This is a genomic window from Nocardia sp. NPDC051787 (genome assembly GCF_040681325.1).
GTDB lineage: Bacteria > Actinomycetota > Actinomycetes > Mycobacteriales > Mycobacteriaceae > Nocardia.
Genome location: NZ_JBFAYO010000002.1, coordinates 379,907 through 404,744, shown reverse-complemented (window position 1 = coordinate 404,744; position 24,838 = coordinate 379,907). Strand labels below are relative to the sequence as shown.

The following is a 24,838-nucleotide window of genomic DNA, read 5'->3' as shown; positions in this document are numbered from 1 at the left end:
CGGGAAGAAGCAGCGGGGCAGGGGGCCGAGCCTCCTTGGCCATCGAGTGCAGCCGCGATGAAAACCATCCCTGCCCCGCTCGCACACCCCGATCATTCCGGACGACCGGAGGCACAAGAAGAAGGTAGGGCGCGATGAGCGACGACCGGACCGCGCTCGGTCGGCAGCGGCGGCGGCCCCTGCTGGTCGGCGCGGTGTGCGCTATCGCGTTGGTGGTCCTTGCAACAGTCGCACTGACGACGGGCGAGGTGGAGATGGCGGTTACGGCGGGGTTGCGCGCCGCGTTCGGGTTCGGTGACCAGGGTGATGTGTACATCGTGCAGCAGTTCCGGGCGCCGCGTCTGGTGGCCGGGTTGATCGCGGGGGCCGGCTTGGCCATGGCCGGTGCGGTGCTGCAACGTCTGTTCCGCAACCCGCTGGCCTCCCCTGATGTCATGGGTGTTACCGGAGGCGCCTCGCTCGGCGCGGTGCTCGTGATCGCCGTCGGCGCGGGGCAAACGCTGATTCCGTGGGCTGCCGGTCGGTGTCGTCACCGCTACGGTCGGCGCGCCATGGCTGCTGATCCTGATGCTGCGCGAGAGCAGCCCGACCCATCGGAGGACCGCGTGAGCGAGCGAATCATGGACTCTGCGAACGAGCTCGCCGCACATGCGCTCGGCCTGCGCTACGGCGATCGCGCGGTCATCGACGGGCTGGACCTGGTGCTGCCCGGCGGCGCGGTAACCGCCATCGTCGGTCCGAATGCCTGCGGTAAATCCACTCTGCTGCGAGGGTTTTCGCGACTGCTGCAGCATCGGGCGGTTCGGTCACCCTGGACGGCGCCGACATCCATCGCATGCCCGCCCGGGCGCTGGCGCTGCGGCTCGGACTGCTGCCACAGCAGCCGATCACGCCCGAGGCGATCACCGTCGAGGCGTTGGTGCGGCTCGGACGCTACCCGCACCAGCGACTGTTGCGGCCCTGGTCGGCGACCGACCAGGCGGCCGTCGAGGATGCCTTGCGCCGCACCGGAACCGCTGAGCTGCGAGACCACCAGGTCCAGGTCGACCGGCTCTCCGGCGGCCAGCGCCAGCGCGCCTGGATCGCCTTGGCCCTGGCGCAGGACACCGATCTACTGTTGCTCGACGAACCCACCACCTTCTTGGATCTGCGCCACCAACTCGAGGTACTCGACTTGGTTGCCGATCTGCACACCGAGGCCGGTCGTACTGTCGTGATGGTGTTGCACGACCTCGGGCAAGCCGCACGTTACGCGGACCATCTGGTGGTCATGCACGACGGGCGGCTGGCGGCGGCGGGCGCGCCCGCCGAGGTGCTCGACGCGGAACTCGTGCACACCGTATTCGGTGTCGAGTGCCGAGTGATTCCCGACCCCGAGACCGGCACTCCTCTGGTCGTCCCCAAGGGCCGCGCCGCGCGACGTAGCGGCACTCGTACGGCAGCGGCTGCCGTACGAGCCTGACCGTTCGGCCCGCGGGCCGTTCGATACACGACATCGTCGCCCGGTTCAGGGCGACGTCGCATCACCCAACCAGAAACGAGGACGAATCATGTCCAGACGTCGATTCCGCATGCGTGGATTCGGTCGAATCGGCGCCGCGTTGCTCGCGGCGGCGATCGGCACGTCGGCACTCACCGCCTGCGGAAATGACTCGCACGCACCGGCCTCCACCGCTCCGGTCGCGGATGCCGCCAGCTTCCCGCGCACGACACCCTGATGGGGCGGGTGACGATCCCGAAAGCGCCCCAGCGCGTGGTCCGTGCTCGACACCGCCGAGCTCGACTCGGTGACCCTGCTGGGCATCAAGCCGGTCGGCGCGGTGGTTCCGCACACCAAGACCAGGGGCGGATTCCCGGAATACCTCGCGGGCAATGTCGACGGCGTCACCGATGTCGGGCCACTGCTGGAACCGAACCTGGAACGCATCGCTTCGCTGCGGCCGGACCTGATCCTGTCGTCGAAGATCCGGCACGAGAAGATCTGCGACAAGCTCAGCGGCATCGCTCCGACGGTGTTCACCGAAACCACCGGTGGCCCGTGGAAAGCCAACCTCGCGGTGCACGGCAAAGCGCTCGGCTTGGATCAGCAGGCCGCCGACGCACTGAAGAAGTACGAGGACCGCGCCCACGCGCTGGGCGAGGCGATCAAAACGAAGAACGGCGCGCTACCCACCGTATCGGTGGTCCGCTTCCTCGCCGGGCCGACGCGGTTGTATCAGAGCAACTCCTTCAGCGGTGTGGTGCTGGGCGACATCGGACTGCGGCGCCCTGCCTCGCAGGTTTCCACCGATCCGAAGAAGATCATGAAAGAGATCAGCCCGGAGCAGATCGATCAAGCCGACGCCGATCTGATCTTCGTCGCCACCATCGATGACCCGGCCAAGACGCAGAAGAGCGCCGTCACCACCAACCCGGTCTGGCGGGATCTGCCCGCCGTGCAGAACGGCTAGGTCGTCGACGTTCCGGACGAGACCTGGATGTCGGGCATCGGGGTGCAGGCCGCCGACCAGATGCTGGCGGATGTGGCGAAGGCGACCGGCGTGCCGTCTGTCAAGTAATGCGCCCGCGGGTGGGTGAACCGGGGCCCCACCCGCGCTCGGCGATTGTCGTTGTCGACCAATGCTTCTCGCATTGGTTCCCGCCTCTGTTAGGAAATGAAGTCCCGCATGCGGTTGTACCTGCTCGCGCTCAACCCGACCGACTCCGTGTCCGAAGGATTCCTTCCCGCCGCCGCGGCGCTGGGGATGGATGCCACCATCCTCACCGACCAGCCGGACGTAGCCGCACTCGACCGCGGCGTCCACCGCATCCACGTGGAAAGCGTGACCGAACTGCGCATGCTCGCCGATTTGGCGGCGTCCCGTGGGGCAGCGGCGCCAGTCGGGGTGTTACTGCGGGTGAACCTGCCCCTCGAGTACAGGGCACTGGCGGACAGCGCTCTGGCCATGGGCGGCAGACCGACTCCGTTCGGCCTCGATCCGCGCGAGGCCGACGCGCTCGCCGCGGACTTGGCCCACGGCCGCTATCCGGGCCTGCGCTGGTACGGCGTACGTGCCCACCTGGCCAGCGGGCTGGATGCCACCGACCTGGTCACCGTGGCGGAGTCGATCGTGCGCTGGTCGATGGCGCTGGCCCGGCGCCACGGCGTCGAACTCGCGGAGGTGAATGTGGGCGGCGGAATGAACGTCGACTACACCGCACCCGGTACCCGCTTCGATTGGGAGTCCTACGGGCACGGACTGGCTCGCATAGCCGAAGCATGGCCGCGATTGCGGCTGCGGATCGAGCCCGGACTGGCGCTGACCGCCTACTGCGGTTGGTACGTCACCGAGGTGCTCGACGTGAAACACAGCCACGGAACGGAATTCGTCATCATCCGGGGCGGTACCCACCATCTGCGCACGCCCGCGGCGAAGGCACATGACCAGCCGTGTGTCGTGCTCCCCGACGATTCATGGCCGCATCCGTGGCCGCGAGCAGCCGCCATCCGGCCGACGGCCACCATTACCGGTCAGCTGTGCACCCCGAAGGACGTGCTGGCAAGCCGGGTCCCCGTAGCAGGGGTACGCACGGGCGACCGACTCGCCTTCGGCCTCGCGGGCGCATACGCCTGGAACATCTCCCACCACGACTTCCTGATGCACCCAGCGCCCGGCTTCCACTACGTCGACGACATCACCCATCAGAAGGGCGCCGATTGATGCTGCACCCCAATCGAGTACGGCAGAAGCTCGCATCCGGCACGCCGGTGCACGGGTTGTTCTGCTCGGTTCCCGCGCCCGTACTGGTCGAGATGATCGGTTGGGACGGCTACGACTTCGTCGTCATCGACACCGAGCACACCCTTGTCGACCCGCAGCACTTGGAGGATCTGATTCGCGCGGCGGAGGCCACCGGTGTCACCCCATTCGTCCGGGTGCCACCGAACGATCCGGGCGCGATTCTGCGCGCCCTCGATGCGGGTGCTCTCGGCATCGTGGTTCCCCACATCCGCACCCGAGCCGATGTGGATGCCGCCATCGATGCGGCCTATTACGCGCCGGCGGGCACGCGGTCCCTGGGTGGTGGCCGCGCAGCGAGATTCGGCCTCATCGATCCGATCGAGCACCTGCGGTGGGCCAATGCCGAGATCATGGTGATCCCACTCATCGAGGACGCCGAAGCAATCGACGCGATCGACGACATCCTGGCCGGCGGCGGAATCGGCATGGTGCTGCCCGGTCCTGCTGATCTTTCCCAATCCTATGGCGTGCCTTGGCAATTGCGGCACGACCTGGTCCGCGGCGCGGTCGAGCGACTGCACGCCGCATGCATCGCCCACGATGTGTCTTTCTGCGCGATCGCCCGTACCCCGGAGCGCTACTCCTACTGGCGGGGAATCGGAGTCCACGCCTTCTGCTGCGGCGACGCGAGCAATCTGGCCGCCGCGGCACTGCGGCGCAGCCTCATAGACCTTCGCGGATAAGCCCACAGCCAGGCGGTCCGCGCCGAGCCCGGTCCCGCCCGAGCGGAAGGAGGGTCCCCGAGCCCGGAATCCGGGCATCGGCCCGATCCGTGCATCCCCTCGAGAACACAGATCGACAACTCAGGTCCGAACGACACGAAACCGAGTGAAGGAACACGAAGAATGATGATGAGGAACTCCATCGCCACTCGCGCGACACTGACCGCGGCGCTGCTGACCGTTACCGTGGCTGTCACCGGGGGCACCACCGCCGCCGCGAACACCGAGAGCGCCGCGGCGCCGGTGAACTACCGAGCCGAGGTCGAAGAGAAAGCGACGACCATCTCGACCGATTCCGGCACGCTCGTCGTCGAGGACGGCACCTTCAAGATCAAAGCCGACAATGGCACCGTCGTGTCAGGCACCGAACTCGCGTTCCGGGTAGACGATTTCGTGTTCCCGATCGCCGCCGAGATCAAAGACCGCACCGCCACCCTCACCCCGCAATTCGATCTGGCGCACGCCACCTACCGCCCCGTCGCCCTGCCGTTCGAGGACAAGGCTCCCTGGAAGACCGAGTACGACCGGGAGCAGGCCGCCTGGTCCCGGATGACCAGCACCATCGGCATGGGCGCCAGCATCGGCACCCTCGTCGGCGGTCTCGGCGGTGCGGCGGTCGGCTGCGTCCTCGGCGGTATCGCCGGGGCGACGGTCGCCGCGGCCGCCATCGTCGGCTTGTTCGGCGCATTCATCCCAGCCGCCGCCGTGGGCTGCGTCGGCGGCATCATCGCCGTCGGCGCGCTCGGCACCGTCGCCGGCCAGTTGCTGGTCACCGCGCCTGTCGCGATCATGGCCGCCACGCAGTACTTCACCACAATCAATTCACCGATGCCGCCTGCGCCGGCCAAGTGACGGCCGGCTGAGTTCGACTCGCTGAGAAAAGCCACGTGACCGGTGTCCCTCTGCACTCGGGGACACCGGTTCTGGCCATGGTCGAGTGCCTGCCCGACATCGACCTCGACCACGCCGTCCCGGTTGCGGGTCGCTGACCAGGCCGTTTCCAGGCGGCCGGGCGGAGGCATCGACACCCCGCCCGGACCGCATTGGAGTTCTACCAGCTTCTGGCTGGTGAATCGGGGATTTGCGGTCGCCTCACTAGAATGAATCGACCTGTTCGTCCGCTCCCGGGAGCCAGCCGTGACCATTCAGCCCGTTCGCCTGTTCGGTGATCCCATCCTGCGTGCCCGCGCCGCGGAGGTCACCGCCTTCGACCGCGATCTGCGGCAGCTGGTGACCGACCTGACCGAGACCATGCACGACGACGGTGGAGTCGGGATGGCCGCGCCGCAGATCGGGGTCGGGCTGCGCGTGTTCGTCTACGACACCGGCGACGCCGCGGGTCACCTGGTGAACCCGCAGTGGGAAGTCGTCGGCGACGAAGAACAGGTCGGCCCGGAAGGGTGCTTGTCGATTCCGGGTCTGCGCTACGACACGCGGCGGGCGTTGCGCGTGCGCGCGTCCGGGGTGGACTTCGACGGCGCTCCGGTCGCGTTCGAGGCGGAGGGCCTCCTGGCGCGATGCGTGCAGCACGAAACCGATCATCTCGACGGCGTGCTGTTCATCGATCGTATCGACCCGGCCCAGCGTAAGGAGGCGATGCGGGTGATCCGCGAATCCGACTGGTTCGCCGCGGGTGTGACGGTGCGCCCCGCCCGGTCGATGAGCGGTGCGGGCCGGCCCAACCCGTTCGGGCTGGGTGGCTGATGCGCGTCGTCTTCGCGGGGACCCCCGAACCGGCGGTGCCGTCGCTGCGGCGTTTGCTGGAATCGCCGCGCCATGAGGTGATCGCCGTGCTGACCCGGCCGGACGCGGTAGCGGGGCGCGGAAGGAAGGTGAGCAGGTCGCCGGTCGGCAGGCTGGCCGACGAGCACGGCATTCCGGTGCTCACCCCCGCGCGGCCGTCGGAACCGGAGTTCATCGAGCAACTCACCGAACTTGCGCCGGACTGCTGCCCCGTCGTGGCGTACGGCGCGCTGCTGCCACGGCCGGTGCTCGACATTCCGCGCTTCGGCTGGATCAACTTGCATTTCTCGCTGCTGCCCGCATGGCGCGGCGCGGCGCCGGTACAGGCGGCGATCGACGCGGGTGACGAGATCACCGGCGCGTCGACCTTCCAGATCGAGGCCGGACTGGACACCGGGCCGGTGTTCGGCATGGTGACCGAGAAGATCTCCGTCGCCGACACCGCGGGCACGCTGTTGCAGCGGCTGGCCGAAAGTGGCTCCCGGCTGCTGGAAGCGACGCTGGACGGCGTGGAGGACGGCACGTTGCAGGCGGTCGCGCAGTCCACCGACGGCGTGTCGTACGCGCCGAAAGTCGGGGTCGAGGCCGGGCACATCCGGTGGGATCAGCCCGCCCTCGCCATCAGTAGGCGGATTCGCGCGGTGACTCCCGCGCCGGGGGCGTGGACCGAGGTCGACGGCACCCGGTTGAAGCTCGGCCCGGTCGAACTGGTCGAGGAGGTGCTGCCGGAGCGGGTGATCGAGGTCCGCAAGTCCGGCGTCTTGGTCGGCACCGCCACCACCGCCGTGCGGCTCGATCAGATTCAGCCGCAGGGCAAACGGATGATGGCCGCGCTCGATTGGGCGCGGGGCGCCCGGCTACGGCCCGGCGCGGTGGTCGAGTGAGCTCGCGCGCAGGTGGGCAGGACGACGGGCGCGGTCTGGAGAAACGGGATGCCGCGCCTGATCGCGTGGAACGTTCTCGCCGCACGACTCGGTCCGGCGAGACCGACCGGTCACAGGGCAAGGAGCAGCCGGAAGCTGCACGGCAGCGAAGCGCGGCCGAGGGTGGCCGGCCGCCCGAGAGCGCGAGGCAGGACCGGAACGGCACCGGTCGACCGCGCGGCGCCGCTCGACGCGCCGGCAGCGGCGGCGAGGCAGGCGGGCGCGGTCGCGACGAACGGCGCGCCTCCGCGGGGCTTCGCTCGGCGGGCGGACGAACCGACCGCGCCGCCGAGCGGCGTCCTGTGCGTGCCGATTCGAAAAACGTTGCATCACAAGGCTCGCGAGGCCGTGATCGATCGGCCCGCGGGGAAGGGATCGATCCACCGCGGGCGATCGCCAGGGATGTGCTGCGAGCGGTCCGCGAGCGCGACGCCTACGCCAATCTGGTGCTGCCGACGCTGCTGCGGGAACGAGGATTGTCCGGGCGGGACGCGGCGTTGGCAACCGAACTGGCCTACGGCGCGTGCCGGTCGCTGGGACTGCTGGACGCGGTGATCGCCAAGGGGGCGGGCAGGCCGATCGAAGAAATCGACGGCCCACTGCTGGACGTGCTCCGGCTCGGCGTCTACCAGCTGCTGCGGACCAGAATCGGCGCGCACGCGGCGGTGGACACCTCGGTGGCCCTGGCGCGCGCGGAGTTCGGCACGGGCAAGGCGGGTTTCGTCAACGCTGTGCTGCGGCGGGCCGCGGAGAAGACCACGCAGCAGTGGGTCGAGGCTCTCGCACCCGCCGATCCCGTGGGGCGGTTGGCTTTCGAGTACGCGCACCCGGCGTGGATCGCGCAGGCGTTCGCCGATGCGCTCGGCGCGCGAGCGGGAGAACTGCGCGACGTGCTCGCCGCCGACGACGCCCGCCCGCTGGTGCACTTGGTGGCCAGGCCCGGCGACATCACCGCGGAGGAACTCGCGCTGGTGACCGGCGGCGAGGAGGGCCGATGGTCGCCGTACGCGGTGTACCTGGACGGCGGCGACCCTGGCAAGCTCGAACCGGTGCGCGAGGGCATGGCGGCCGTGCAGGACGAAGGCAGCCAGCTGGTGGCGCTAGCGCTGACCAGGGCCGCGCTGGACGGTCCGGACAACGGCCGCTGGCTCGACCTGTGCGCGGGGCCGGGTGGCAAGGCCGCGCTGCTGGGCGCGATCGCCGCGATCGACGGTTTCCGGGTGGACGCGGTCGAGCCCGCCGCCCATCGCGCCGAACTGGTGCGCAAGGCCGTGCACGACCTTCCGGTGGACGTGCACGTCGCCGACGGTCGCGCCAGCGGATTGACCCCGGGCTACGACCGCATCCTGGTGGACGCCCCGTGCACCGGCCTCGGCGCGCTGCGCCGCAGGCCAGAGGCGCGCTGGCGGCGCACCCCGGCCGACGTTCGCGAGCTGGTCGTATTGCAGCGCGAATTGCTCACCGCCGCATGGGATCTGCTGCGTCCCGGTGGTGTCGTGCTGTACTCGACCTGTTCGCCGCATCTGCCGGAGACCGTGTCGATCGTCGCCGACGCCGTGCGCCGTCTCGGCGCCGAACAACTGGACACCCGCGAGCTGCTGCCCGGCGTTACCGACGTCGGAGACGGACCGGGTGCGCAGCTGTGGCCGCATCGGCACGGCACCGACGCCATGTTCCTGGCCGCCCTGCGCAAACCACGCTGACATTCCATTCGTCCAAGCCGGTGCCGCGTCCGTGCCGCACACTCGGATCATGACGATGACCTGGCAGGACGTGGTGGCGCTCGCGACAGAGCTTCCGGCGGTCGAGGAATCGACCTGGTGGCGCAGTCCGGCGCTGAAGGTCGGCGGCAAAGGGTTCGCCCGGCTGCGCAGCGAGGCCGAGGGCGGGCTCGTGCTGGCCTGCGATCCGGCCGAGAAGGAGGCGTTGCTCGCCTCCGGCGATCCGGCCTTCTACACCACACCGCACTACGACGGCTACGCGTACATTCTGATCGATCTGGATCGCGTCGCGCCCGATCAGCTGCGCGAGTTGCTCGACGACGCCTGGTGGCTCACCGCTCCTGCGAAGGTGCGCAGACTGCGCGACCGCGAAGCCCGGTGAGCGCGGTCATTCCCGGCTGGACTGTTCGCGCAGGCGGGCAAGGGTTTTCGCGAGGATGCGCGACACGTGCATCTGGGAGATGCCCATCTGCTGGGCGATCTGGGTCTGGGTCATCGATTCGAAGAACCGCATGGTGAGGATGCGCCGTTCCCGCTCGGGCAGCCCGGCCAGCAGCGGCCGGATCGCGACGTACTCCTCGACCCGGTCGAACTGGGACTCTTCCTCGCCGAGGGTGTCCAGCAGGGAGGCGTCGGTGTCGCGGCCGAGCGTGGCCGCGTCGATCGAACTGGGCTGGTAGGCATTGCCCGCGATGACGGCCTGGGTTACTTCGTCCGGGTCCACGTCCAGCTCGGCCGCGATCTCCTTCGCGGTGGGGGAGCGGCCGAGCGTCTGGGAGAGGGAGTCGATCGCCGCGCCGATGCGTAGGTGAGTCTCCTTGACCCGCCGTGGGACTCGCATCGCCCAGGTGTGGTCGCGGAAGTACCGGCGGACCTCGCCCATGATGGTCGGCACCGCGAAAGACAGGAAGTTCGAACCGCGCTCGACGTCGAAGCGGTCCACCGCGTGCACCAGGCCGACGCGGGCCACCTGGGTCAGGTCGTCGAACGGCTCACCACGGCCGCTGAACTTGCGCGCGATGTGATCGGCGAGCGGGATGCAGCGGCTGATCAGCTCCGCGCGCAGCGCGGTGTGCCGCGCCGTTCCTGGCTCACTGGCCGAAAGCTGCTCGAAGAGCAGACCGACATCGTCGTATCCCGGGACCGCGTCCGCGGCCTCGAGGGTTTCGCTTTCCTCGAGATTTTCGCTTTCCTCGACGGTGTCTTCCGTGGTCAGCGTGTCGGCGTCGTCGTCGTGCTGGGAGTCGAACACGGTTTCTTCGTTCGCCACTACGCCTTCCCCCGGACCCGACGGAACTCCACCGTTGTCGGATATCCGGAAACCGTCGCGTCGAATTGATCCTGCGTCGCCTCCACCGCGTCGGTGAGCGTGCGCAGGACGTGCCAGCCGAAGCTGCGCTGGTCCGGTAGCCCCGGCTTCTCCGCGATGCCGTCGACCCGGACGAGCAGTTCGGTGTCACCGACGGTGAACCGGCAGTTCAGGCTCGTTTCCGGGGCCGCGACCGCGATCAGGGTCGAGCAGACCTCGTCGACGGCCAGTCGGACGTCGGCCACCTCGTCCAGCGTGAAATCGCTGAGTAGGACGAGGGTTTCGGCGAGCCCACGCACGATGGGCAGTTGTGTCACCGATGCGGCCACCCGGATCTCCACCGGGGTGCTGTAGAGCCCCTGTTCCGCCGAAAAATTGATCACCCTATGCAGGCTACCCACTCCCGCGCTGGGCAACCCTCGCGGCCATTAGACTGCGGCGTTGTGTCCAACCCGAGTTACCCGCGTCCGGCCGCGCCGATGATCGCCCCTTCCATTCTGTCCGCCGACTTCGCGCACCTCGCGGACGAGGCGCAGGCCGTCGCCGGCGCCGACTGGCTGCACGTCGACGTGATGGACGCGCACTTCGTGCCGAACCTCACCCTCGGCCTGCCCGTGGTCGAGAGCCTGCTGAAGGCCACCGACATCCCGCTGGACTGCCACCTGATGATCGAGGATCCGGGCCGTTGGGCGCCGCCGTACGCCGAGGCGGGCGCGCACAATGTCACCTTCCACGCGGAAGCGACCGACGATCCGATCGCGGTCGCGCGCGACATCCGAGCCGCGGGCGCCAATGCGGGGCTCTCGGTGAAGCCGGGCACACCGATCGAGCCATATCTGGAGATTCTGCGGGAGTTCGACACGCTGCTGGTGATGAGCGTGGAGCCGGGCTTCGGCGGGCAGTCGTTCATCCCGGACGTGCTGGAGAAGGCGCGCATCGTGCGCAACCTCGTCGATGCCGGTGAGCTCCGGCTGCTGGTCGAGATCGACGGCGGCATCAACGCCGACACCATCGAGGCGGCCGCGGAGGCGGGCGTCGACTGCTTCGTCGCCGGGTCCGCGGTCTACAACACCGCCGATCCCGCGGCCACCGTGCAGGCCTTGCGCCGGCGGGCCGCCGCGGCGCAACCACGCTGAAAAGCCTTACTTCGCACGGATTTTCCCTGCGGCGACGCCGCGAAGCGCGGCGATGACCGCCTTCAGTGGCGGCCGGTGCGCCGCCGCCTCGGGCGGCCGGATCCAGATGCGGTAGCCGGTGCGCTCGTCGTCCGGCGAGGGCAGCACCACCTGGCTGCCCGCACCGGCCACCGTCGCGTACAGCCGGAACAATTCGGCCGAGACCGCGGTACTGAGCGCGTCGTGCTGGGCGGGCCCGGTGAGGAAGGTCCAGCGCCGCGCGCGTGGATGGTCGACGACCGGTCCGGCGATTCCGTCCTGGCCGAGTCGCCGCAGCACCTGTTCGCCGAGTTCGGCGGGCATGCTGACGGCCCCGTAATCGATGCCGATGCGCAGCAGAATGCGGCGCGAGCCGGGATCCACCGATGCGGGCAGCTGGAATTCGCGGTGATACCGCACGCAGCGCGCTTCCGGCGTCGAATCGATAAATGTGGTCACGTCGCACCCCCAACCGTGTCGGACTCGATTTGTCGCACTGTGTTTTCCGGCTTCCTCGAGTAGTGAGGTCATGTGTCGGGCATAGGACGTGCGCCCTGGTCGATCCGTCGGGCCGAACTGTGCATGCGAGAAGTTGAACGGGAGAAGTCGGCCGGATAACGATATCGCTCTCCGGTCGTTCGCGCGCAAATTCTCGTTTATAACCGTGTCGCGATGGGGTACCGATCATGGATCGCGTTCACTACGCCGGATGAACGGCGACGAGCGGTATCGGAAATGCGGGCGAATAATTATCGTCCGCCGGTGTGGCCGATAATTTCCACACGTCTGGACATATTTTGTTCCACTTCCATGGCATGAGTTTGTTCCCGGCGCCAACGGTCTCGGCGCGGTCTGCTTCGGGTCGTATCGGCTGCGGTCGGTTTCACTCGCGTGCCCGGAGTGCGCGCTGTCTCCGACGTCCAGCGTCGTCAGGCGTACCCCGCCTTCGCTCCGGCCGGGGGTTGAGGACGGACTACGTTCGGCAGCGCCCATTAGGCTGAGGAGGCGCGGGAATAGCGGCCGGTGCCCGCGCTGTTGGCGCAACCGGACGACAACGACGCGATAGGGAGTCAGGGCACATGTTCACAGGCATCGTCGAGGAACTCGGCGAGATCGTCGCCAGCGAGCAGCTGGCCGACGCCGCGCGGCTGACGATCAAGGGCAAGCTGGTGACCTCCGATGCCGGACATGGTGATTCGATCGCGGTGAACGGCGTGTGCCTGACCGTCGTGGACGTCGTCGGCGGCGACTCGTTCACCGTCGACGTCATGGCGGAGACGCTCAACCGTTCCAGCATCGGCACGCTGGACGTGGGCGCGAAAGTGAACCTGGAGCGCGCCGCCGCGCTGAACAGCAGGCTCGGCGGCCACCTGGTGCAGGGCCACGTCGACGGCACCGGCACCGTGCTCTCGCGAACCCCGTCGGAGAACTGGGACGTGGTACGGATCTCGCTGCCCGGGAACCTCGCCCGCTACGTGGTGGAGAAAGGTTCGATCACCGTCGACGGTATCTCGCTCACCGTCTCCGGCCTCGGGGTCTCCGACGAGCCCACCGAGAACGGCACCAGGGACTGGTTCGAGGTCTCCCTCATCCCCACCACGCTCGCGCTGACCAACCTCGGCTCCGCCGCCGTCGGCGCCACCGTGAACCTGGAAGTCGACGTGATCGCCAAGTACGTCGAACGCCTCCAGCAGCGCGGCTAGCCGTGTTCCACCCGCTCGTCCCGGTATGCGCCGGGGGGAGGCGCGGGGCCGCGCCCGCCGCCACCAACCGGCAGGCCGCGATCTCCGAGGTCTTGCGCTCAGCCGCCGGACGCGAGCCATTAGGGGGCCGCGAACACGCAGCGCCGCAGGCGCTGCACATTGAGCACAGTACTGTGGTGAGGCACCCGTTTCGAGATGGAGCACAGCAGACGTGACCAGGTTCGACAGCATCGAGCGCGCAGTCGCCGATATCGCCGCCGGTAAAGCGGTCGTCGTCGTCGACGACGAGGACCGCGAGAACGAGGGCGACCTCATCTTCGCGGCGGAAAAGGCCACCCCGGAACTGGTCGCCTTCATGATCCGCTACACCTCCGGTTACATCTGTGTGCCCCTCACCGGTGACGATTGCGATCGGCTCGGCCTGCCGCCGATGTACGCGATGAACCAGGACAAGCACGGCACCGCCTACACCGTCTCGGTGGACGCGCGCGAGGGCATCACCACCGGCATCTCCGGCGCCGACCGCGCCACCACCATGCGGCTGCTGGCCGACGCCAACGCCAAGGCCGACGACTTCACCCGCCCCGGTCACGTGGTGCCGCTGCGTGCCAAGGACGGCGGGGTGCTGCGCCGCCCCGGGCACACCGAGGCGGCCGTCGATCTGGCGCGCATGGCCGGTCTGCGGCCCGCGGGCGTGATCTGCGAGATCGTCAGCCAGAAGGACGAGGGACACATGGCTCGCACGGAGGAGCTGCGCGTCTTCGCCGACGAGCACGAGCTCGCGCTGATCTCCATCGCGGACATGATCGCCTGGCGGCGTAAGCACGAGAAGCATGTGGTGCGAGTCGCCGAAGCGCGCATCCCCACCGCGCACGGCGAGTTCAAGGCCGTCGGCTATCAGAGCATCTACGACGAGGTGGAGCACGTCGCGCTGGTGCGCGGCGATATCAGCGACGGCGAGGACGTCCTGGTCCGCGTGCACTCCGAGTGCCTGACCGGTGATGTGTTCGGGTCGCTGCGCTGCGACTGCGGTCCGCAGCTCGACGCCGCGCTGGAAATGGTCGCGGCCGAGGGCCGCGGTGTGGTGCTGTACATGCGCGGCCACGAAGGACGCGGCATCGGCCTGATGCACAAGTTGCAGGCTTACCAGCTACAGGATTCCGGACACGACACCGTCGACGCGAATCTGCAGCTGGGGCTGCCCGCGGATGCCCGCGATTACGGCACCGGCGCGCAGATCCTGGTGGATCTCGGCATCCGCTCGATGCGGTTGCTCACCAACAACCCGGCCAAGCGGGTCGGCTTGGACGGCTACGGTCTGCGGATCACCGAGCGGGTGCCCATGCCGTTGCGCGCCAACGCGGAGAACCTGCACTACCTGCGCACCAAGCGGGACCGGATGGGGCACGACCTGATCGGGCTGGACGAGCTCGATCTCGGCGAGACGGCACACTGAACTGCGAACAGACCGGGAAGGCGGACATCGATGAGCGGTACCGGGGTACCGACTTTCGCGTTGGAGGATGCCAAGGACCTCTCCTTGGGCATCGTCGCGTCGCGCTGGCACACCCAGATCTGCGACACGCTGCTCGCGAATGCCGAGCGGGTGGCCAAGGACGCCGGCGTACGGCACATCACGGTGGTGCGCTGCGCGGGCGCCATGGAGCTGCCGGTGGTCGCCCAGGAGCTGGCCAGGTCGCACGATGCGGTGGTCGCGCTCGGCGTGGTGATCCGCGGTGACACACCGCATTTCGAGTACGTCTGCGATGCGGTGACCGCCGGGCTCACCCGGGTTTCGCTGGACGAGGGTACGCCGGTCGCGAATGGGGTGCTCACCACGAACAACGAGCGGCAGGCGCTGGATCGGGCGGGCCTGCCGGAGTCGCATGAGAACAAGGGCGAGCAGGCGGCGGCCGCGGCGCTGGACGCCGCGCTGACGCTGCGCGCCCTACGGCAGTCCGCATAGCGATGCCGGTCGTCCGTATTTTCCGGAGGAACACGGGCTCGCCCGGCCATGCGCCCGAGTGGGATTTCGAGGTGCGCCCGCGGCGGGCGGTGCGGACGGCCTGGGTCGTGGCGGTGCTGATCGCTGCCGCGTTCACCGCGGGCGGTGTCTGGCTGCGCAGCGGGTCGACCGGCGTCAACTTCCGTGTGGCCGACCAGATCGCGATGATCGGGATCGGCTTGCTCGGCGCCGCGGCGGTGCTGTTGCTGACCAGGCCAAGGGTGCGGGTGGGGCCGCGCGGTGTGTCCGTGCGGAACGTCTTGGGCGACAACGATTTCCCGTGGGAGTACATCCGAGGCGTGTCGTTCCCGGATCGGAAGTCCTGGGCGCGTTTGGAATTGGTCGGCGACGACTACGTCCCGATGCTGGCGATCCGCTCCAACGACAAGGAGCACGCCGCGCGGGCGATGGCGCGGCTGCGCGAACTCGGCGCGAAGTACTCCGAGAGCAAGTGATCACTCTGGGCGCGTCGACAGTGGCGCGCGAGCCCGGGTTCGTCCGTCTCGCGCGGATCGCGCCGCTGGTCTAGCCTCGCCAGTATGGAGCCGGGTGCGTTCGTCCTCGCGGCGGCTTTCGCCGACGATCCACTGATGGTCTACTTCTGGCCGCGTTCACCGCGACGGTATGAGGCCTTGCCGCTGTTCTGGGATTCGCGCATCGCGTCGCGCAGGAAGAACGGGCTGGTCGATCTGGCACACGATGCGGAAGGAAACCTCGCCTGCGTGGCGCTGTGGGAACCCGCGGGCGTGGTGTCGCCGATGGCCAAGCCACTGACGTTGCTGCGTGCCATGGGGCGCAGCACGAAGCGTGCGGTGGCCGCCGCGCGGCAGATGGAGCAGGCGCGGCCCGCGACGCCGCACCTGTATCTGGCCGCCATCGGCACGCTGCCCGCCGCGCAGGGGCGAGGCCTGGCGACGTCGCTGCTGGAGCGGAGGCTGTCATCGGCGGAGCAGCCCTGCTTCCTGATCTCGAACAGCCACGGCACCGTGCCGTTCTATCAACGCTTCGGGTTCGAACCGCAGGGTGAGGTGACGATCGGTCACGGTCCCGTCGGATACCCGATGCTGCGGACGAACTGAGTTCCAGAGCCGATCCAGCGCGGCCGGCTCACTGAGTGTGGGTGTCGCCCAGGACCGCGCCCTCGCGGCGGGGATCGGCGCCGCCGATCCACCCGTCCGGGCCGTTGCGTTTCAGGGCGCTGAGGCCGCTGGTTTGCGGCGCGACCGATATCTGGTGACCGAGTTGCCGGAGCCGGAGCACGAGCGGGTCGTGGTCGCCGTTGTCGGCCGCGTTGATTGCCGGATGCTCGCCGCCGACCCCGGTGGACGGGCTGTTCCCGGCGCCGAAGGCGACCGCGGAGACCGCTTGTTGCGGGTCGAGGCCCCAGTCGAACATGTTGACCAGGGTTTTCACCACGAACTGGATGATCACCGAACCGCCGGGCGAACCGGCGACATGGGTGAGCTGGCCGCGTGCGCCATCGGGGCCCTTGTCGAACACCAGCGTGGGACTCATCGAGCTGCGCGGGCGCTTGCCCGGCTGGACACGGTTGGCCATCGGCAGGCCGTCGGCGCCGACCGGGTCGGCGTTGAAGTCGGTGAGCTGGTTGTTCAGCACGAAGCCGTCGACCAGGTGGAAGGAACCGAACGCGGACTCGACGGTGGTGGTCATGGCCGCCGCGTTGCCGTATTCATCGACCACCGAGATGTGGCTGGTGCCGTGCTCCAGGGGCTGCGGGCCGACGCCCAGCGGAACGGGGCCGAAGTCACCGGGCTGCGCGGTGCCCATGCTGCGGCCGGGGTTGATCAGCCCGGCGCGCTGCCGCAGATAGTCCTTGTTCAGCAGGGTCTGTGCCGAATTGCCAGGCAGCGGAATGAAATCCGTGTCGGCCACGTACTTGTTGCGGTCGGCGTAGGCGAGACGCTCGGCCTCCGCGATGATGTGCACGGCTTCGGCGTTCGGCCGTCCGCCGTTGCGATCGATATTGTCCGGCCGCATGGTGGCCAGGTCGAAGTTCTCCAGGATGCCCAAGGTGGCGGCGACGGCGATGCCGCCGGAGGAGGGGCTGGGCATGCCGCAGATCTCGTGTTCGCGGTAGCCGGTGCACAACGCCGTGCGCTTCTTCGCCTGGTAGCCGGCCAGGTCCTCGGTCGTGATCAGGCCCGGCGTGCGCCCGCCGGACGACCGGCTCGTGGCCTCGACGATGTCGCGGGCGATGGCGCCGGTGTAGAAGGCCTGCGCGCCCTCCGAGGCGACGGCTCCGAGCGTCTTCGCCATCGCCGGATTGGTGAGTACGGTCTCGGCGGCCTTCGGGCTGCCGTCCGGGTTGAGGAAGTACGCCTTGGCGTCCTCGTCGAGCGCGAGGTCCTTCGCCGACTCCGCGATCTGGCCGGCCAGGCGCGGACTGATCGGGAACCCCTGATCGGCCAGTCCGATGGCGGGATCGAACAGCTCACGCCACGCGGTCTTGCCGTGGTCGCGGTGCGCCAGCTCGAGCATGCGTAGCACACCGGGCACCCCGATGGAGCGGCCGCTGGAGCGTGCGTTCGGCTTGGGTTCGGTGCGATCGGTGTCGCTGATCCAGCGCAGGTAGTTCTCGGTAGCGGCCGCCGGAGCCACTTCGCGGCCGTCGTAGGCGTCCACGGTCTTCGTGTTCGTGTCGTAGTAGAGCAGGAACGCGCCGCCGCCGATACCGGACGCCTGCGGTTCCACCAGCCCGAGCACCGTCTGCGCCGCGATCAGGGCGTCCGCCGCCGTTCCGCCGTCGCGCAGCACCTCGCAGGCGGCCTTGGTCGACACCGGGTTGGCGGTGGAGACCGCGAACGTGTGCGTGCGCACCGGCGTCATATTCGTGCGATAGCCGCTCGCTATCTCCGGGTTGGTGCTCAGGTCTTTGGTGCCGCTTCCCGCCGGGCCGGTCGCGGACGCGGTGACCGGCGTGCCGTTCGGGACCGTCTCGCAGACACCGCCGGCTCGGTCCGCACCGGACGAACAGGCCGTCACCATCCCGATGGTCAGCACGAACGCCGCCGCTGCGGCGACCCAGGTTCCTCGCTTGCGCCCCATGCGGGGGACTCTATCGCCCGCCACCTACCGCTTGCCCGGCTTTCCTTCCCACCGACGAAATCGCCCCGGCCGCAGCGAGTGTCGAGAACCCCAGCCGAAACGCATCGAACCGCGTAGTCCGCCGGGCCATCGGTAGGCTGGTCGAGTGACCATCGAGGCGGTGCTGTTCGACTTCTCCGGGACCTTGTTCCGGCTGGAGGACGACGAATCCTGGTACGCGGATCTGACCCGGCCCGACGGGCGGGCGTTCGACGTGCACGAGAAGGCCGAGATCATGCGCAGGATGACGGCGCCGGTGGAGCAGATCGTGGAATTCGACGCCGAGACGAAGTACGCGTGGGACAACCGCGATCTCGATCCCGCGCTGCATCGCATCGCCATGATGGAGGTGCTGCGCAAGTCGGGCGTCCCCTCCGACGAGGACGCCGAACGACTGTATGCCCGGCTGCTCGACCCGCTGGAGTGGACGCCTTATCCCGACAGCGAGGCTGTCTTGAATCTTCTCGCGGCACAGGATGTTCCGGTCGCGGTGGTGAGCAACATCCCGTTCGACATCCGCCCGTCGTTCACGGCACGCGGCTGGCACCGCCTGGTCGGCGCGTTCACGCTCTCCTATGAGGTCGGCGCCATGAAGCCGGACCCGGAAATCTTCCACTCCGCCCTGGAGGAACTCGGCGTATCCGCCGACGCGGCCCTGATGATCGGCGACAGCGCGGAGGCCGACGGCGGCGCCGCCGCGCTCGGCAGCCGATTCGCCCTGGTGGAGGCCTTGCCCACCGCCGAACGCCCGGACGCGCTGCTGACCGCTTTGCGTCGGCACGGGCTTCTGGAATAGCCGGCGTCACCACGCGTATCCATTTGCCGAAGCCCGAGTTCCCGGGGTCGCCACCGTGTTACCGTGCGAATCGACGTGTTCGTCAGGTGCGTCGGTTCGTTCGGTACCAACGGGGGTACGGGTGTGAGCATGGCGTTTTCGGGTGAGGAGCCGTTCGTCGGCGTGGAAACGGCCATGCCGGAGGCGGTTCGGGACGTGCGGGAAGCCGTCGCGGGAATGGCGGGGTTCGGGCTCGCGTATCCGGTGCTGATGAACCTGACGCGCGGTGGCGACGCGGCGGCCATGGCGTCCACTCAGTTCTGCGTCGCCTGGGCGCTCGGCCTGCTCGTCTTCGGGTTCGCCGAGGGCGCGCGCACGGTGCGCGGCCTTGCGCTGGCGCTGGCGATCCTGCAGGCCGTCGTCGGGTGCTCCGCGCTGCGCGACCTCGCGACCGTCCCGCCCCTGATCGGAGTCGTCGCCGCGGCCTATTCGCTCGGCAGTTCGGCGGCCGTCGTGCACCTGCTGTGCCGACCGGACGCCAAGGCGTGGTTCGGCGTCCGGGAGCCCTGACGCCGCCGCGATGCCGCCGTGCCGGGCTGTCGGTGCCGGTCATTAGGCTGGAATCGTGGCAGATCCAGCGACGTACCGGCCCGCGCCGGGCACGATTCCCGTCGAACCCGGTGTCTACAAATTCCGGGATGCCCATCGGCAGGTCATCTACGTCGGCAAGGCCAAGAGTCTGCGCAGCAGGCTGAACTCCTACTTCGCCGACGTGGCGAACCTGCACCCGCGCACCAGGCAGATGGTCACCACGGCAGCCAGCGTCGAGTGGACGGTCGTGTCCACCGAGGTCGAGGCGCTGCAACTGGAATACAACTGGATCAAGGAATTCGATCCGCGCTTCAACGTCCGCTACCGGGACGACAAGTCCTACCCGGTGCTCGCGGTCACGTTGAACGAGGAGTACCCGCGGTTGTTCGTCTACCGCGGCGCGCGGCGCAAGGGCGTCCGGTACTTCGGTCCGTACGCGCACGCCTGGGCGATCCGCGAGACCCTCGACCTGCTGCTGCGGGTGTTTCCTGCGCGCACCTGCTCCAACGGAGTCTTCCAGCGGCACAGGCAGATCGGGCGCCCTTGCCTGCTCGGCTACATCGACAAGTGCTCGGCGCCGTGCATCGGACGGGTGAGCGCCGAGGAACACCGCGGGATCGTCGAGGACTTCTGCGACTTCCTCGCCGGCCGCACCGACCGCTTGGTCCGCGAGCTGGAGCGGCGCATGCACGACGCCGCCGAAGATCTGGACTTCGAAGCCGCCGCCCGGCTGCGCGATGACGTGCAGGCGCTGCGCCGCGCGCTGGAGAAGCAGGCGGTGGTACTCGGCACCGGCACCGATGCCGACGTGATCGCCTTCGCCACCGACGAGCTGGAGGTGGCCGTGCAGGTCTTCCACGTGCGCGACGGCCGGGTGCGCGGCCAGCGCGGCTGGGTGGTCGACAAATCGGGCGACGCCGTCGACGTCCCGGAGTCGGGCGGCGAACTCGCCGCGTTGGTCGAACAGTTCCTCACCCAGTTCTACGGCGAGCAGGTCGCCGTGGTCGAGCAGGGCGCCGACGAGCAGCCCGCCACCGTGGTACCGCGCGAGGTGCTCGTGCCGGAGCTGCCCGCCGACGTGGAGCAGGTCCAGCAGTGGCTGTCGGAACTGCGTGGCTCGGCGGTGAAGGTCCGGGTGCCGCAGCGCGGGGACAAGAAGGCGCTCGCCGAGACCGTGCAGCGCAACGCGACGGAGGCCCTGGCCCAGCACAAACTCAAGCGAGCCGGTGACCTCACGTCGAGATCTCGAGCGCTGCAAGATATTCAGGACGCGCTGGACCTCGACACCGCGCCGCTGCGCATCGAATGCGTCGACGTCAGTCATGTGCAGGGCACCGACGTGGTCGCCTCGCTGGTGGTCTTCGAAGACGGCTTGGCGCGCAAATCCGAGTACCGCCACTACACGATCAAGGAGGCGGCGGGCGAAGGCCGTTCCGACGACGTCGGCAGCATCGCGGAGGTGACCCGCCGCCGCTTCCTCAAGCTGCGCCGCGAACGGGACATGGTGGAGCACGAAGACCTGGCCGCGACCGAAGACGACGGCGACGCGCTCGACCTCACCTTGCGCCCCGGTATCGATCCCCGCACCGGACGCCCGCGCAAGTTTGCCTACCCGCCCAACCTGTATGTGGTCGACGGCGGCGCGCCTCAGGTCGCGGCGGCCGCCGAGGTGCTCGACGAGCTCGGCATCACCGATGTCGCCGTGATCGGCCTCGCCAAACGGCTCGAGGAGGTGTGGGTACCGGGCGAGAGCGATCCGGTGATCCTGCCGCGCAACAGCGAGGCGCTGTATCTCCTGCAGCGGGTCCGCGACGAGGCGCATCGCTTCGCCATCACCTTCCATCGCAGCAAACGTTCGCGCAGGATGATCGTCTCGGCGCTGGACTCGGTGCCCGGCCTCGGCACCGCGCGCCGGACCGCTCTGGTCACCCATTTCGGCTCGGTGGCCAAGCTGAAGCAGGCCACGGTCGAGCAGATCACCGAGGTTCCCGGCATCGGGATGGCTACCGCGAAAGCGGTCCTTGCGGCGCTCCGGTCCGAATAGTCAGTCGAGGGTGCACCGGAAGATTCGGTTTCGCGTACGTTGTGTGTCTGCGCACGATACCGAGACCGGTGCGCGATGATCGGAAGGCACCCGAGAGACGGATCCGGTAGGACATGACACGCGTCGAATCGAACAGCAGTGCGGGCTCTGCGCCGACGAGCGCGGGACGAGCGGACTCGTCCGGCACCCTCGCCGGGGTGAACCCGCAGGTCGAGGTGGTGATCGTGACCGGGCTCTCGGGCGCGGGCCGCGGCACCGCGGCCCGCGTGCTCGAGGACCTCGGCTGGTATGTGGCCGACAACCTACCGCCCGAGCTGTTCGGGCGGATGGTCGAACTGGGCGCGTCCGCGAAGCCGCCGATCCGGCGTCTGGCGCTGGTCATGGATGTGCGCAGCCGGTTCTTCACCGGTGATCTGTCCGTGGTCACCGAACAGTTGCGGCCGCTGGGCGTCCGCACCAGGGTGCTGTTCCTGGAGGCCTCCGACGACGTGCTGATCCGCCGCTTCGGCTTCGCCCGGCGCAGGCATCCGCTGCAGAGCGAGAGCAAGGACGGCACGCTGTCGGCGGGCATCGCCGCAGAGCGGGTGCGCCTTTCGGCCGTGAAGACCGCCGCGGACCTGGTGATCGACACCACCGAGCTGTCCATTCACCAGTTGCACCGCAAGCTGGAAGAGGCCTACGGTGGCGGCGCGCCCACGGCGCTGCAGCTCACCGTGCAGTCCTTCGGCTTCAAGTACGGGGTTCCACTCGACGCCGACATGGTGTTGGATGTGCGTTTTCTACCCAATCCACATTGGATACCGGAGTTGCGGGAACATACAGGCCAAGAGTCGGTGGTCAGCGAGTACGTGCTGTCGCGCCCCGGTGCGGACGATTACCTGCGCACCTGCCACCACCTGGTCGAGCTGACGACGAACGGCTACCGCCAAGAGGGGAAGCGATACATGACGGTCGCAGTGGGCTGCACCGGAGGCAAGCACCGAAGCGTCGCGATAGCCGAAGCACTGGGCGAACTGATGAGTGAGGTCACCGGCGGGCCGGAGGAATCCGCCGATGTGGTCCGTGTGGTGCATCGAGACCTGGGGCGCGAATGACCGGCTGGGAATCCAATCCCAGCATCGTCGCGCTGGGTGGTGGCCACGGACTGTACGCGACACTGACCGCCGTGCGCCGGCTGACCAGGAAGATCTGCGCGGTGGTCACCGTCGCCGACGACGGCGGCTCCTCGGGCCGGCTACGCGCCGAACTAGGGGTGCTGCCGCCGGGGGATCTTCGCATGGCGCTGGCCGCCTTGGCCGCCGACGCCGACGGAGTCTGGACGCGAACCGTTCAGCATCGTTTCGGCGGCACCGGCGCCCTGGCCGGGCACTCCGTCGGCAACTTGATCCTGGCCGGGCTCACCGAAGTGCTCGGCGACCCGGTCGCCGCGCTCGACGAGGTCGCCAGGATGTTGCGTATCACCGGGCGGGTGCTGCCCATGTCGCCGATCGCGCTCGACATCGAGGCGGATGTCTCTGGGCTGGAAGCTGATCCGCGGGTCAGCCGCTGCATTCGCGGCCAAGTTGCCATCGCCACGACGCCCGGTAAGGTGCGGCGGGTGCGGCTGATTCCGTCCGACCCACCGGCCAGCGCCGAGGCCACCTCGGCGATCGAGCACGCCGACGTCGTCGTGCTGGGCCCGGGATCGTGGTTCACCAGCGTGATTCCGCACGTACTCGTGCCCGAACTGCGCGAGGCGCTGGTGTACACCAGGGCGCGCAAAGTGCTCGTGCTCAACCTCGCCGCCGAGCCGGGGGAGACCGCCGGGTTCTCCGCGGAGCGGCATTTGCATGTATTGTCCCAGCACGCACCGGAATTCGTGGTCGACGAGGTGCTGGTGGACTCCGGCTCGGTGCCGGAGGGACGCGAGCGGGAACATGTGGCCAGGGCTGCCGAACAGTTGCGGGCGCGAGTAACCTTCTCCGATGTCGCCGAAGCGGGAACGGACCGGCATCACCCCGGAAAGCTTGCCGCCGCACTGGATCAAGTGATCCGGCAACCTCGGCCGCAAATGGCAGGGCTTCGAGTCGAGGGACGGCACATGGGTCAGGATGTGCGTTCCGGGTTGGGTGGAAAGGAGCGCGTCTCGTGGCGATGACAGCCGATGTGAAAGACGAGCTGAGCAGGCTCACCGTCGCGCAGGTGAGTTCCCGCAAGGCGGAACTGTCCGCTCTGCTGCGTTTCGCGGGCGGCCTGCACATCGTCGGCGGCCGGGTGATCGTCGAGGCGGAGGTGGACATGGGGTCCATCGCGCGCAGACTGCGCCGGGAGATCTTCGAGCTCTACGGCTACGGCTCCGACGTGCACGTGCTCGGCGCGGGCGGGTTGCGCAAGACCTCCCGGTACGTGGTGCGGGTGTCCAAGGAGGGCGAGGCCCTGGCCCGGCAGACCGGCCTGCTCGACGTTCGCGGTCGTCCGGTGCGCGGCCTGCCGGCGCAGGTCGTCGGCGGCAGCATCGCCGACGCCGAAGCCGCTTGGCGCGGAGCGTTTCTCGCGCACGGCTCGCTCACCGAGCCGGGGCGCTCTTCCGCGCTGGAGGTCAGTTGCCCCGGTCCGGAGGCGGCGTTGGCGCTGGTCGGGGCGGCCCGGCGGCTGGGGATCACGGCCAAGGCGCGTGAGGTGCGCGGCACCGACCGCGTCGTGGTGCGCGACGGCGAGGCGATCGGCGCGCTGCTGACCAGAATGGGTGCGCACGGCACCAGGATGGTCTGGGAGGAGCGCAGGCTGCGCCGCGAGGTCCGCGCCACCGCCAATCGGCTGGCCAACTTCGACGACGCCAACCTGCGCCGCTCGGCGCGGGCCGCGGTCGCCGCGGCCGCCAGGGTGGAGCGCGCGCTGGAGATCCTCAGCGATGACGTGCCCGACCATCTCGCCGCCGCGGGCAAGCTGCGCGTGCAGCACCGCCAGGCCTCGCTGGAGGAACTCGGCCAGCTCGCGGATCCGCCGATGACCAAAGACGCTGTGGCGGGCCGGATCCGGCGGCTGCTGTCGATGGCCGACCGGCGCGCCAAGGAACTCGGCGTGCCCGACACCGAATCCGCAGTCACGGCCGAGCTGCTCGACGAGGCCTGAGGGCCGATCCCTGCCCGGTCGGGCGTGTTCGACTTCGGAACTTTTCTTGGTCAGGCGTCTGACCAGGCATGCCGTCCGCGCGAATGCCAGGTGCGTGTCGGCGAGGTCACGGCAGGGCGTTAGTGTGAGTAGGGCATCAGAATGACCCGC

At 68.9% G+C, this 24,838-nt stretch carries 26 protein-coding genes and 2 pseudogenes; 23 read left to right on the top strand and 5 right to left on the bottom strand.

The window, feature by feature from the left end; translation table 11 throughout:
• Positions 1-134: 134 nt before the first annotated feature.
• The 4 genes and pseudogenes from AB0M45_RS03820 to AB0M45_RS03805 form a co-directional block, all read left to right on the top strand.
• Positions 135-503: pseudogene (locus tag AB0M45_RS03820) on the top strand (iron chelate uptake ABC transporter family permease subunit); the annotation flags it as partial.
• Between the two features lie 117 nt (positions 504-620).
• Positions 621-1,462, top strand: a pseudogene (locus tag AB0M45_RS03815) (ABC transporter ATP-binding protein).
• Positions 1,463-1,550: 88 nt separating this feature from the next.
• Positions 1,551-1,718 carry a hypothetical protein gene (locus AB0M45_RS03810; RefSeq protein WP_364322550.1) on the top strand — a complete coding sequence of 56 codons (168 nt, stop codon included), beginning with the start codon at positions 1,551-1,553 and terminating at the stop codon, positions 1,716-1,718.
• 42 nt (positions 1,719-1,760) lie between these two features.
• Entirely contained in the window at positions 1,761-2,450 is a 690-nt protein-coding gene (locus tag AB0M45_RS03805) for an iron-siderophore ABC transporter substrate-binding protein (RefSeq protein WP_364322548.1), read from the top strand.
• Here AB0M45_RS03805 and AB0M45_RS03800 read toward each other — a convergent pair.
• Positions 2,447-2,632 carry a hypothetical protein gene (locus tag AB0M45_RS03800; protein WP_364322546.1) on the bottom strand — a complete coding sequence of 62 codons (186 nt, stop codon included), beginning with the start codon at positions 2,630-2,632 and terminating at the stop codon, positions 2,447-2,449. The two genes, AB0M45_RS03805 and AB0M45_RS03800, sit on opposite strands and share 4 nt — an antisense overlap.
• Before the next feature lie 22 nt (positions 2,633-2,654).
• Between AB0M45_RS03800 and AB0M45_RS03795 the strand changes: the two genes are divergently transcribed.
• The 7 genes from AB0M45_RS03795 (at position 2,655) to AB0M45_RS03765 (ending at position 9,273) form a co-directional block, all read left to right on the top strand.
• Positions 2,655-3,701, top strand: a complete 1,047-nt coding sequence (locus tag AB0M45_RS03795) for a hypothetical protein (protein ID WP_364322544.1) — start codon at positions 2,655-2,657, stop codon at positions 3,699-3,701.
• A complete protein-coding gene (locus tag AB0M45_RS03790) occupies positions 3,701-4,465 on the top strand; it encodes an aldolase/citrate lyase family protein (RefSeq protein WP_364322542.1) in 765 nt (254 codons plus the stop codon). The genes AB0M45_RS03795 and AB0M45_RS03790 overlap by 1 nt, the downstream gene beginning before the upstream one ends.
• 162 nt (positions 4,466-4,627) lie before the next feature.
• Entirely contained in the window at positions 4,628-5,356 is a 729-nt protein-coding gene (locus AB0M45_RS03785) for a hypothetical protein (protein WP_364322540.1), read from the top strand.
• Between the two features lie 285 nt (positions 5,357-5,641).
• The gene (def, locus tag AB0M45_RS03780; RefSeq protein WP_364322538.1) at positions 5,642-6,208 is read left to right on the top strand and encodes a peptide deformylase; all 567 of its coding nucleotides are present in this window, start codon (positions 5,642-5,644) and stop codon (positions 6,206-6,208) included.
• Complete coding sequence (gene fmt, locus AB0M45_RS03775) at positions 6,208-7,131, top strand: methionyl-tRNA formyltransferase (RefSeq protein WP_364322536.1); 924 nt, start codon at positions 6,208-6,210, stop codon at positions 7,129-7,131. The genes def and fmt overlap by 1 nt, the downstream gene beginning before the upstream one ends.
• Positions 7,132-7,544: 413 nt before the next feature.
• A complete protein-coding gene (locus AB0M45_RS03770) occupies positions 7,545-8,873 on the top strand; it encodes a transcription antitermination factor NusB (RefSeq protein WP_364322595.1) in 1,329 nt (442 codons plus the stop codon).
• A 49-nt stretch (positions 8,874-8,922) separates the two neighbouring features.
• Positions 8,923-9,273 carry an MmcQ/YjbR family DNA-binding protein gene (locus AB0M45_RS03765; RefSeq protein WP_195128704.1) on the top strand — a complete coding sequence of 117 codons (351 nt, stop codon included), beginning with the start codon at positions 8,923-8,925 and terminating at the stop codon, positions 9,271-9,273.
• 6 nt (positions 9,274-9,279) lie between these two features.
• On the opposite strand, the gene AB0M45_RS03760 is transcribed toward AB0M45_RS03765, so the two are convergent.
• A complete protein-coding gene (locus AB0M45_RS03760; protein WP_364322534.1) occupies positions 9,280-10,161 on the bottom strand; it encodes an RNA polymerase sigma factor SigF in 882 nt (293 codons plus the stop codon).
• Positions 10,161-10,583, bottom strand: coding sequence for an anti-sigma factor (locus AB0M45_RS03755; RefSeq protein WP_364322532.1), 423 nt, complete (start codon positions 10,581-10,583; stop codon positions 10,161-10,163). The genes AB0M45_RS03760 and AB0M45_RS03755 overlap by 1 nt, the downstream gene beginning before the upstream one ends.
• 96 nt (positions 10,584-10,679) lie before the next feature.
• Between AB0M45_RS03755 and rpe the strand changes: the two genes are divergently transcribed.
• Positions 10,680-11,336, top strand: coding sequence for a ribulose-phosphate 3-epimerase (gene rpe, locus AB0M45_RS03750; RefSeq protein ID WP_364322593.1), 657 nt, complete (start codon positions 10,680-10,682; stop codon positions 11,334-11,336).
• Positions 11,337-11,342: 6 nt separating this feature from the next.
• Here the strand turns inward: rpe and AB0M45_RS03745 are convergent, their stop codons facing one another.
• Positions 11,343-11,813: a hypothetical protein gene (locus tag AB0M45_RS03745; RefSeq protein ID WP_364322530.1), complete on the bottom strand. Its 471-nt coding sequence runs from the start codon at positions 11,811-11,813 to the stop codon at positions 11,343-11,345.
• Positions 11,814-12,433: 620 nt separating this feature from the next.
• On the opposite strand from AB0M45_RS03745, the gene AB0M45_RS03740 reads away from it, so the two are divergent.
• The 5 genes from AB0M45_RS03740 (at position 12,434) to AB0M45_RS03720 (ending at position 16,141) form a co-directional block, all read left to right on the top strand.
• Positions 12,434-13,057 carry a riboflavin synthase gene (locus AB0M45_RS03740; RefSeq protein ID WP_364322528.1) on the top strand — a complete coding sequence of 208 codons (624 nt, stop codon included), beginning with the start codon at positions 12,434-12,436 and terminating at the stop codon, positions 13,055-13,057.
• Between the two features lie 211 nt (positions 13,058-13,268).
• Entirely contained in the window at positions 13,269-14,513 is a 1,245-nt protein-coding gene (locus tag AB0M45_RS03735) for a bifunctional 3,4-dihydroxy-2-butanone-4-phosphate synthase/GTP cyclohydrolase II (RefSeq protein WP_364322526.1), read from the top strand.
• 30 nt (positions 14,514-14,543) lie between these two features.
• Positions 14,544-15,023: a 6,7-dimethyl-8-ribityllumazine synthase gene (gene ribH, locus AB0M45_RS03730; protein ID WP_364322524.1), complete on the top strand. Its 480-nt coding sequence runs from the start codon at positions 14,544-14,546 to the stop codon at positions 15,021-15,023.
• Positions 15,024-15,025: 2 nt separating this feature from the next.
• Positions 15,026-15,517: a PH domain-containing protein gene (locus tag AB0M45_RS03725; protein ID WP_364322522.1), complete on the top strand. Its 492-nt coding sequence runs from the start codon at positions 15,026-15,028 to the stop codon at positions 15,515-15,517.
• Positions 15,518-15,601: 84 nt separating this feature from the next.
• Positions 15,602-16,141 (top strand): GNAT family N-acetyltransferase, encoded by a 540-nt coding sequence (locus AB0M45_RS03720; RefSeq protein ID WP_364322520.1) that lies wholly within the window; start codon positions 15,602-15,604, stop codon positions 16,139-16,141.
• Between the two features lie 28 nt (positions 16,142-16,169).
• On the opposite strand, the gene AB0M45_RS03715 is transcribed toward AB0M45_RS03720, so the two are convergent.
• Positions 16,170-18,068, bottom strand: a complete 1,899-nt coding sequence (locus AB0M45_RS03715; RefSeq protein WP_364322591.1) for a gamma-glutamyltransferase family protein — start codon at positions 18,066-18,068, stop codon at positions 16,170-16,172.
• 205 nt (positions 18,069-18,273) lie between these two features.
• On the opposite strand from AB0M45_RS03715, the gene AB0M45_RS03710 reads away from it, so the two are divergent.
• The 6 genes from AB0M45_RS03710 (at position 18,274) to whiA (ending at position 24,688) form a co-directional block, all read left to right on the top strand.
• A complete protein-coding gene (locus AB0M45_RS03710) occupies positions 18,274-18,963 on the top strand; it encodes an HAD-IA family hydrolase (RefSeq protein ID WP_364322518.1) in 690 nt (229 codons plus the stop codon).
• A gap of 129 nt (positions 18,964-19,092) precedes the next feature.
• Positions 19,093-19,512 carry a hypothetical protein gene (locus AB0M45_RS03705; RefSeq protein WP_364322516.1) on the top strand — a complete coding sequence of 140 codons (420 nt, stop codon included), beginning with the start codon at positions 19,093-19,095 and terminating at the stop codon, positions 19,510-19,512.
• Positions 19,513-19,567: 55 nt separating this feature from the next.
• Positions 19,568-21,577 carry an excinuclease ABC subunit UvrC gene (gene uvrC / locus AB0M45_RS03700; RefSeq protein ID WP_364322514.1) on the top strand — a complete coding sequence of 670 codons (2,010 nt, stop codon included), beginning with the start codon at positions 19,568-19,570 and terminating at the stop codon, positions 21,575-21,577.
• A gap of 113 nt (positions 21,578-21,690) precedes the next feature.
• Positions 21,691-22,671, top strand: a complete 981-nt coding sequence (gene rapZ, locus AB0M45_RS03695; protein WP_364322512.1) for an RNase adapter RapZ — start codon at positions 21,691-21,693, stop codon at positions 22,669-22,671.
• Positions 22,668-23,714 (top strand): uridine diphosphate-N-acetylglucosamine-binding protein YvcK, encoded by a 1,047-nt coding sequence (gene yvcK, locus AB0M45_RS03690; RefSeq protein ID WP_040780004.1) that lies wholly within the window; start codon positions 22,668-22,670, stop codon positions 23,712-23,714. Before rapZ ends, yvcK begins: the two co-directional genes overlap by 4 nt.
• Positions 23,705-24,688: a DNA-binding protein WhiA gene (whiA, locus tag AB0M45_RS03685; protein WP_364322509.1), complete on the top strand. Its 984-nt coding sequence runs from the start codon at positions 23,705-23,707 to the stop codon at positions 24,686-24,688. The genes yvcK and whiA overlap by 10 nt, the downstream gene beginning before the upstream one ends.
• The last annotated feature ends 150 nt before the right edge of the window (positions 24,689-24,838 follow it).